The sequence below is a fragment of the Mycobacterium sp. E1715 genome (assembly GCF_001667625.1).
GTDB lineage: Bacteria > Actinomycetota > Actinomycetes > Mycobacteriales > Mycobacteriaceae > Mycobacterium.
On the sequence record NZ_LZJJ01000424.1, the window covers coordinates 1 to 8,420 of the forward strand.

Genomic DNA, 8,420 nt, shown 5'->3' on the forward strand with positions numbered 1-8,420 from the left:
CCCGAATAGATCCAGCATCCGCACGACGTCGATCCGTCGGCACCCAGTTCGGTATACCCCGGCACGGGCTGGCCGGCCTTGGGGCCGCTCAGGTAACAGCCGCTGATCTCGGCCAGCACCGCGGTGGGGTCGGGCTCGCCGTGCTCGTCGGTGGGATAGTCCCAGGTCAGATCCAGCAGGGGGCGGTCGCGCGCGTCCGTGGAGCCGGCCAGCCGCTGGCGGATTCGCTTGCCCAGCTCGACGAAGAACTGCAACTCGCTCTGGCAGTCGCCGGGCGGCTCGACCGCCTTGTGCCGCCACTGCACCAGGCGTTGGGTCTGGGTGAACGAGCCGGCCTTCTCGACGTGCGTAGCCGCGGGGAAGAAGAACACCTCGGTCTCGATGTCCTCGGTCTTCAGCTCGCCCGAGGCGATCTCCGGACCGTCCTTCCAGAATGTGGCCGACTCGATCATGTTGAGATCGCGGACCACCAACCACTTCAGGTGCGACATGCCCATGCGCTGGAGGCGGCCGTGCGCGGATCCGACGGCCGGATTCTGGCCGAGCAGGAAGTAGCCGTCGACCTCGTCGTCGAGCATCGACATGACCGTTTGGTAGGTGCCATGCGGGCCGGAGAGCCGCGGCAGGTAGTCGTAGGCCCAGTCGTTGTCGGCGCGGGCGGCGTCACCCCACCACGCCTTGAGCAGGCTGACGATGTAGGTGTCCGCGTCGGCCCAGAAACCTTTCTGGTTCTTCGGTCCGACAGCTTCGATGTAGTCCCGGAAGGTGTCGTGCACACCGGCCTTGGGCATCGAGAGGTAGCCGGGCAGCAGGTTGAACAACGTCGGAATGTCGGTCGACCCTTGGATCGTGGCGTGCCCGCGCAGCGCCATGATGCCGCCCCCCGGGCGACCGACGTTACCGAGCAGCAGCTGCAGGATTGTCGCGGTGCGGATGAACTGGGCGCCGAGCGTGTGCTGGGTCCAGCCGACGGCGTACGCGAAGCAGGTGGTGCGCTCGCGCCCGGAGTTTTCGACGATGGAGCGAGCCAGGTAGTCGAAGTCCTCAGTGCTGATGCCGCACACGTCACGCACCATCTCCGGCGTGTAGCGCGCGTAATGTCGCTTGACGATCTGAAACACCGTGCGGGGGTGCTGCAGGGTCTCGTCGCGCTGCACGCGAGCGTGCGGCAGGGGTGGGCCGCCGCTACCGTGCGCATCGCCGGCAGCGCGAGCGGACGCGCTGGCGCCGTGCTCTTGATGGCGTTCGTCCTCTTCTTGACCGGCGTAGGCCCAGGTCGATGTGTCGTACTGCCCCGTCTCCGGATCGTAGCCGGAGAATAGGCCGTTCAAATCCTCTGTGTCCCGGTAATTTTCGTTGATCAGGGTGGCCGCGTTGGTGTACGCGACGACGTAGTCTTTGAACCACAGATCGCGAGATATGACGTGGTTGATCAGTGCGCCGAGCAGCACCACGTCCGAGCCGGCCCGGATCGGAATGTGCTTGTCGGAGACCGCCGACGTCCGGGTGAAGCGCGGGTCGACGTGAATCACTTTGGCGCCGCGCGCTTTCGCCTCCTCGACCCATTGGAACCCGACGGGATGACACTCGGCCATGTTGGAGCCCTGGATGACGATGCAGTCGGCGTTGGCCATGTCTTGCAGTGTTTGGGTGGCGCCACCGCGCCCGAAGGAGGTCCCCAGACCGGGAACCGTGGAGCTGTGTCAAATACGAGCTTGGTTCTCGATCTGAATGGCACCGGCGGCGGTGAAGAGCTTTTTGATGAGGTAGTTCTCTTCGTTGTCCAGTGTCGCGCCGCCAAGTGCGGCGATTTTCATGGTGCGCCGCAGCGGATGGCCTTTCTTGTCGATGTCCTGCCAGGCGTGGCGGCGGGCCTCGACGAAGCGGTCGGCCACCATGTCGATGGCGGTGTCTAGGTCCAGCGGCCGCCATTCGGTCGCCCGCGGCGCGCGGTAGAGCACGTGCAGCTGCCGGCCCGGCGAGTTCACCAGCTGCTCGCTGGCAGCGCCTTTGGGGCACAGGCGGCCTCGCGAGATCGGCGAATCCGGGTCGCCCTCGATCTGCACCACCCGCTCGTCCTTGACATACACCCGCTGCCCGCAGCCGACCGCGCAGTACGGACAGATGCTTTGCACCACCCGGTCGGCCGTCGTCGTGCGCGGCGTGACGGCGCGGGTCCGTTTCGAGGTGACCGCCGACCCGCGGCCGAGCTTGTCCCCCGACCGCAGCTGACGCACGACGGGCCACTCCAGGAAAAGCTTGCGCATAGCCATGGCCTCTACCCTAGTGCGCGCGCATGAAACCCCGCCGGCTCAACGAACCACGATCGTGTGCTCGCCGCGGGGCACCAGCTCACCGATCACGGTCGCGCCCGGAATCTCACCGGCGATCAGCAGCCCGCCCGACGTCTGGGCGTCGGCCAGCAGCAGGGCGTCCTCCTCGCCGACCCCGGACAAGTCGACGTGCGGGGCCACCCAGTCGAGGTTGCGTCGCGTGCCGCCGCTGACGTACCCCGCCGCCAGGGCCTCCCGCGCCCCGTCCAGATAGGGCACCGCCGCGGAATCGACGATGGCCGTCACCCCGCTCGCCCGCGCCAGCTTGTGCAGGTGTCCGAGCAACCCGAAACCCGTGATGTCCGTGGCGCATTCGATGCCGGCCGCCAGCGCCGCCGCGGATGCGTCGGCGTTCAGCGTGGTCATCACCTCGATCGCTTGCTCGAAGCGTTCGCCGGTGGCCTTGTGCCTGCTGTTGAGCACCCCGACGCCGAGCGGCTTGGTCAGTGACAGCGGCGTGCCGGGCTTGCCGGAATCGTTGCGCAGCAACCGCTTCGGGTCCGCGATCCCGGTGACGGCCAGGCCGTACTTCGGCTCCGGGTCGTCGACGCTGTGCCCGCCGGCGAGGTGGCAGCCGGCCAGGCCGCAGACGTCCAACCCGCCGCGCAGCGTCTCGGCCGCCAGCTCGAACGGCAGCACGTCGCGCGGCCAGCCCAGCAGGTTGACCGCCACCACCGGACGCCCGCCCATCGCGTAGACGTCCGACAGCGCGTTGGTGGCGGCGATGCGTCCCCAGTCGTAGGCGTCGTCCACCACCGGCGTGAAGAAGTCGGTCGTCGCGATCAGGGCCGTGTCGCGCTCGATGCGCACCGCCGCGGCGTCGTCGCCGTGGTCCAGACCCACCAGCAACTCACCGACCGGATCGCGCGGCGCGCTCACCCCCAGCCCGCGCACGATGTCCTCCAGCTCACCGGGCGGGATCTTGCAGGCACACCCGCCACCGTGGGCGTACTGGGTCAGTCGATAAGTCACGCGTCCATACTTGTCCCTATGGTCCGAGGAGGCGTGTCCGGTCTGGTGACCGGCGCGGTCTTCAAAACCGTCGAACGGCAGACGCTGCCGCTGGCGGGTTCGATTCCCGTCCGCCTCCGCCATACTTCTCCGAGCCAGGCATGAGCGACCCGCGCCGGCGGGTGCCGGGCACCGACACACTGCTGGCCGATCCGCGCCTGGCCGAAGCGCAGCGGGTGTTGGGCCGCGCCCTGGTCAAGTCCGTGATCGCCGAGGCGCAGCGGCGGGCGCGCGCCGGGGAGATCGAGCCCGAGCGCGTCGCCGAGCACGCCATCGCGGCACTTCCCAGCACCGCGTCGAGCCTGCGGCCCGTCATCAATGCCACCGGAGTGGTGGTGCACACGAATCTGGGCCGGGCGCCGCTGTCGCGGGCCGCCGTCGACGCGGTGGTCGCCGCGGCCGGGACCACGGACGTCGAGCTGGACCTGGCCACCGGCCGCCGCGGCCGTCGGGGGCGGGCCGCCCTGGCCGCGCTGGCGCGGGCGGTGCCCACCGCCGGCGGCGTGCACGTAGTGAACAACAATGCCGCCGCGCTGCTGCTGACGGCCTTGACGCTGGCGCCCGGCAAGGAGATCGTGCTCAGCCGCGGCGAGCTGGTCGAGATCGGCGACGGGTTCCGCATCCCCGAGCTACTGGCCAGCGCCGGATCGCGGCTGCGCGAGGTCGGCACCACCAACCGCACCAGCCTGCGCGATTACGCGGAGGCGATCGGGCCGCAGACCGGCTTCGTCCTGAAGGTGCACCCGTCCAACTTCCACGTCACCGGGTTCACCTCGGCGGTGTCCGTCGCGGAGTTGGCGAAGCTGGGTGTGCCCCTGGTGGTCGACATCGGCTCCGGGCTGCTGTCCCCACACCCCGTCCTGCCCGACGAGCCCGACGCCACGTCGACGCTGCGCGACGGCGCCGACCTGGTCACCGCGAGCGGCGACAAACTCCTCGGCGGCCCGCAGGCCGGCCTGCTGCTGGGCGACGCCGAGCTCATCGAGCGGCTGCGCCGCCACCCGGCGGCACGCGCGCTGCGCGTCGACAAACTCACCCTCGCCGCGCTGGAAGCCACCCTGACCGGCCCGCCCCCGCCGGTGGCCGAGGCGTTGGTCGCCGACCTGAGCGGATTGCGGGCCCGCGCCGCGACTTTGGCCGCCGCGCTGCCGGGCGCCGAGGCGGTGGATTGCGTCGCGGCCGTCGGCGGCGGCGGGGCCCCGGACGTGCGGCTGCCCAGCGCCGCCGTGAGCCTGCCCGAGTCGTACGCCGCCGCCCTGCGCGCCGCCAGCCCACCCGTCGTCGGGCGGCTGGAGGCGGGCCGCTGCCTGCTCGACCTGCGCACGGTTGCGCCCGAGGACGACGCGCTGCTGGCCGCGGCGGTGCGGGCATGTTCGTCCTAGCCACCGCCGGGCACGTCGACCACGGCAAGTCGACCCTGCTGCACCGGCTCACCGGCATGTGGCCGGACCGGCTGGCCGAGGAGCGGCGTCGCGGCCTGACCATCGACCTCGGCTTCGCGTGGACCGAGATCGGCGGCCGGCAGCTGGCGTTCGTCGACGTGCCCGGGCACGAACGGTTCGTGGCGAACATGCTCGCCGGCGTCGGCGCGGTGCCGGCGGTCGTGTTCGTCGTCGCCGCCACCGAGGGCTGGATGCCACAGTCCGACGAGCACCTCGCCGCGCTGCACGCCCTCGGGGTCCGCCACGGGCTGCTGGTGATCACCAAGGCCGACCTCGCCGACCCCGGCCGGGCCATCGAGCAGGCGCGCGAGAAACTCTCCGCCACCTCGCTTGCCGACGCTCCCGTCGCGCTCGGCACCGACCTGGAGCGGGTTCGCGCGGAGCTGCTGGCGCTCACCGACCGGCTGCCGGTCCCGGACCCGGACGCCGACGTGCGGCTGTGGGTGGACCGGAGCTTCACCGTCCGGGGCGCGGGCACCGTCGTGACCGGCACCCTGGCCGCCGGCACGGTACGGGTCGGCGACGAGCTGGAGCACGCCGGTGAGCGGGTGACGGTTCGCGGGGTGCAATCGCTGGGCCGCGACCAGGCGGCGGTCGGGCCGGTGGCGCGCGTCGCGCTGAACCTGCGCGGAGTCGACCGCCAGCACATCGGTCGCGGCGACACCGTCCGGACGCCGGGCGTATGGCTCGATGCGACGGAGATTGACGTCGGGTTGCGGTCGGCGGGGGCGCTGCACCGGCAGCTGGTGCTGCACGTGGGGTCCGCGGCCGTGCCGGTGCAGGTTCGTCCGCTGGGGGCGGGCTCGGCCCGGCTGCGGCTGGCGAGGCCCCTGGCGCTGCGCGTGGGGGATGTCGGGCTGTTGCGCGACGCGGGCGAACACCGGATCGCGGCGGGGATCGAAGTGCTCGACGTCCGGCCGCCTGCGCTGCGTCGTCGGGGCGCCGCGCGGGAGCGGGCGGCGGAGCTGGCGACCGGCCGGGCTCGCCCGCCCGCCTGCGCGCGGGCGACCGAACTTCGGGCGATGGGCCTGCCGCCGGTCGGTCAGCGGGTGGGCGACTGGGTGGTGGATCCCGAGTGGTGGGCCGGGCGGCGCGAGCGTGCGACCGCGGCGGTTCGGCTCTGGGCGGACGACCACGACGTCGCGGCGGGGATGCCGCTGGAGACGCTGCGGCAGCAGGCCGGGGTGCCCGCGGCCGAACTGTTGCCGACGCTGCTTGAGGGCACCGGACTGCAGGTGGCCGACGGGGTGGTTCGTTCGCCGGGTGCGGGCCTGCCGGCCCGCGTGGACAAGGCCGTTCGGACCGTCGAGGAGTGGCTGGCCGCCGAGCCCTTTCGGGCACCGGACGCCGACGAACTGGCCGAGCTCAAGCTCGGGCCCCGGGAACTGGCCGCGGCGGTGCGCGCCGGGCGGCTGGCCCGGATCGCCGACGGCGTCGTGCTGGGGGCCGGCGCGCTGGAGCGGGCGACGGGCGTCCTCGCCGGGCTGCCGCAGCCGTTCACCGTCAGCGACGCGCGCCGCGCGCTGGGCACCACCCGGCGGGTGGCGGTCCCGCTGCTGGAGCAGCTCGACGCCCGCCGCGTGACCAGGCGGGCCCCGGACGGCACCCGGGTGGTGCTGGCTACAGCCGCTCCTTGACCGCCGCCGACAATCGGGCTCCGTCGGCCTTGCCGGCCGCGATCGCGGTGGCCGCCTTCATCACCAGGCCCATCTGCTTCATGCTCGGGCGCTCGCCGATGTCCTCGGCGACCTGGGCGATCGCCGTGTCGGCGACGTCGGCCAGTTCGGCCTCGGTGAGCGGCGTCGGCAGATATTCGTCGATGATCCGCGCCTCGGCGTGCTCGTTGGCGGCGAGCTCCCCGCGGCCGTTCTGCGTGTAGATCTCCGCCGATTCGGCCCGCTTGCGGGATTCCCGTGCCAGCACCTTGATCACCTCGTCGTCGGAGAGGTCCCTGGCCTGTTTGCCGGAGACTTCCTCGGTTTGGATCGCGGCGAGCAGTAGGCGCAGGGTCGCCGTGCGCAGCTTGTCCTTGCTCTTCATCGCGTCGGTCAGGTCGGCGCGCAGCCTGGATTTGAGTTCGGCCATGCCAGAGACGCTACGCGCCGACCGCCTGGCCATGATTGAGAAATGCCCGGACCACCGACAGGATGGAGCCCATGACGAACGACGGGCCCGCCCGCAAACAACGCGGAACACGGTGACCGCGCCGCCGCCTGGCTATCCGGTTGGCCCGCCACCGGGTTACGGCCCCCCACCCGGGTACGGCCCCACCTGCCAGCATGATGAAAAGGACGGTGGCCGTGAGCCACCCGCCGGGGAAAGAGGCGGTCTTCTGCAGCAGCCGGTAAATGATCTCGTTGAGCCACTCGGCCATCTGCTGCCCGGCCGAACCCTTGGAGTAGATCGGCTTGCTGAGTTCGTCCTGCGCCGCCTGATGGGCGGCATCGCGGTCGATGTCGATGGAGGGCACGGTCAGCTCGTCCTCAGACCGGCCGTGTCAGCCACAGGTTGTCGGTGGACTCGGTCGCGTAGGGGCCGCCCGCGGCGCCGGTCTGCAGCACCAGATCGAAGGCTTCGGCGCGGATCCGGCGGTCGGTGTAGAGCAGAGCGATGACGCCGGCGTTGAACGGCGCGGTGATGATCTCGCCGATCGCGGCGCCCACCGACGCCACCGCGGTGCTGGCAATGAAAGCCGCGGTCGCCGTGCTGACCAGGAAGAACTTGCTGGCGATCTCGAACGGCACCGCGACCGCCCCCGCGATGACGGACGTCACCAGCAGTGATAACAGCCGAATGCCCAGCACCCGCCAGAAGCCGTTGCGTACCAGAGCGAATGATCGGGTGATGGAGTCCAGGACCGGGAGCCGCTCCAGCACGATCAGCACGGGCGCGAACAACACCACCGTGTACAGGTACATCAACAGCGCGATCACGGCCAGCACCAGCGGCAGACCCAGCACGACCGCCGCCGCGGCGTTGCCGATGGCCGCCAGCACCGCGATGACCACGATCACCAGCCCGGCGACGACCGCCAGGGCGGCCCCCTCCAGCAGGGCCAGACCGAACAGGGGCAGCAGGCGCCCACGGATCCTGGCCCACGTCTCGCCGATGGTGATCGGCGAGCCGAACACCGCCCGCCCGACGATGACCGTGAGCATCCCGGACAACAGCATGCCGCCTAGCCAGGCGACCAGGACGCCGGCGCTCATCGACGTCAACCAGGCGCCGATGACCCCGGTGGTCAGTTCCTTCGCGTGGTCGGTGCTCAACCTGCCGTAGGCCGCCAGCGGCCCGTACACGGCGAGTTTCGTCACGATCTGAATGACCACCACCACGACGGTCGTCAGCCCCAGCGTGGCCTTCGGATTGGCGCGGACGTAACCGACCGCGCCGTTGAAGATGTCACCCAGGGTGAGTGGCCGCAACGGGATGATGCCGGGTTTGACCGCTGCCGGAACACGGGGGCCGGATTGCCACGCCGGCGGGCCGTACCCGGGCGGCGGGCCGTACCCGGGCGGCGGGCCGTACCCGGGCGGCGGGCCGTACCCGGGCGGCGGGCCGTATCCCGGCGGCGGGCCGTAGCCGTTCACCGTCAGCGACGCGCGCCGCGCGCTGGGCACCATCCGTCGGGTGG

The 8,420-nt window shown here is 71.3% G+C and carries 6 protein-coding genes, 1 tRNA gene and 1 pseudogene; 3 read left to right on the top strand and 5 right to left on the bottom strand.

The features are described from left to right. Both A9X03_RS20525 and selD read right to left on the bottom strand, forming a co-directional pair. A partial coding sequence (locus A9X03_RS20525; protein ID WP_231975432.1) for a molybdopterin-dependent oxidoreductase occupies window positions 1–2,273 on the bottom strand: 2,273 nt, incomplete at its 3' end. A 39-nt stretch (window positions 2,274–2,312) separates the two neighbouring features. Further along, window positions 2,313–3,305: a selenide, water dikinase SelD gene (gene selD, locus A9X03_RS20535; RefSeq protein ID WP_067754229.1), complete on the bottom strand. Its 993-nt coding sequence runs from the start codon at window positions 3,303–3,305 to the stop codon at window positions 2,313–2,315. A 27-nt stretch (window positions 3,306–3,332) separates the two neighbouring features. On the opposite strand from selD, the gene A9X03_RS20540 reads away from it, so the two are divergent. From A9X03_RS20540 to A9X03_RS20550, 3 genes are all read left to right on the top strand, one after another. Then, window positions 3,333–3,427, top strand: a tRNA-Sec gene (locus A9X03_RS20540). Between the two features lie 18 nt (window positions 3,428–3,445). Then, window positions 3,446–4,726 carry an L-seryl-tRNA(Sec) selenium transferase gene (gene selA / locus A9X03_RS20545; protein WP_067754225.1) on the top strand — a complete coding sequence of 427 codons (1,281 nt, stop codon included), beginning with the start codon at window positions 3,446–3,448 and terminating at the stop codon, window positions 4,724–4,726. Next, window positions 4,714–6,423: a selenocysteine-specific translation elongation factor gene (locus tag A9X03_RS20550; protein WP_068262701.1), complete on the top strand. Its 1,710-nt coding sequence runs from the start codon at window positions 4,714–4,716 to the stop codon at window positions 6,421–6,423. The genes selA and A9X03_RS20550 overlap by 13 nt, the downstream gene beginning before the upstream one ends. Here A9X03_RS20550 and A9X03_RS20555 read toward each other — a convergent pair. The 3 genes and pseudogenes from A9X03_RS20555 to A9X03_RS20565 all read right to left on the bottom strand — a co-directional run bounded on the left by A9X03_RS20555 (window position 6,407) and on the right by A9X03_RS20565 (window position 8,409). Continuing rightward, window positions 6,407–6,871, bottom strand: a complete 465-nt coding sequence (locus A9X03_RS20555; protein ID WP_067780984.1) for a GatB/YqeY domain-containing protein — start codon at window positions 6,869–6,871, stop codon at window positions 6,407–6,409. The genes A9X03_RS20550 and A9X03_RS20555 overlap by 17 nt on opposite strands. 190 nt (window positions 6,872–7,061) lie before the next feature. Then, window positions 7,062–7,256: pseudogene (locus tag A9X03_RS20560) on the bottom strand (hypothetical protein); the annotation flags it as partial. Between the two features lie 13 nt (window positions 7,257–7,269). Next, on the bottom strand, window positions 7,270–8,409 hold the full coding sequence (locus tag A9X03_RS20565; RefSeq protein ID WP_068262704.1) for a hypothetical protein: 1,140 nt from the start codon (window positions 8,407–8,409) through the stop codon (window positions 7,270–7,272). Between the last annotated feature and the right edge of the window lie 11 nt (window positions 8,410–8,420).

Coding starts and splice junctions, on each gene's coding strand:
- selA (WP_067754225.1), top strand. CDS start 3,446: ATGAGCGACCCGCGCCGGCGGGTGCCGGGCACCGACACACTGCTGGCC.
- A9X03_RS20550 (WP_068262701.1), top strand. CDS start 4,714: ATGTTCGTCCTAGCCACCGCCGGGCACGTCGACCACGGCAAGTCGACC.
- A9X03_RS20555 (WP_067780984.1), bottom strand. CDS start 6,871: ATGGCCGAACTCAAATCCAGGCTGCGCGCCGACCTGACCGACGCGATG.
- A9X03_RS20565 (WP_068262704.1), bottom strand. CDS start 8,409: ATGGTGCCCAGCGCGCGGCGCGCGTCGCTGACGGTGAACGGCTACGGC.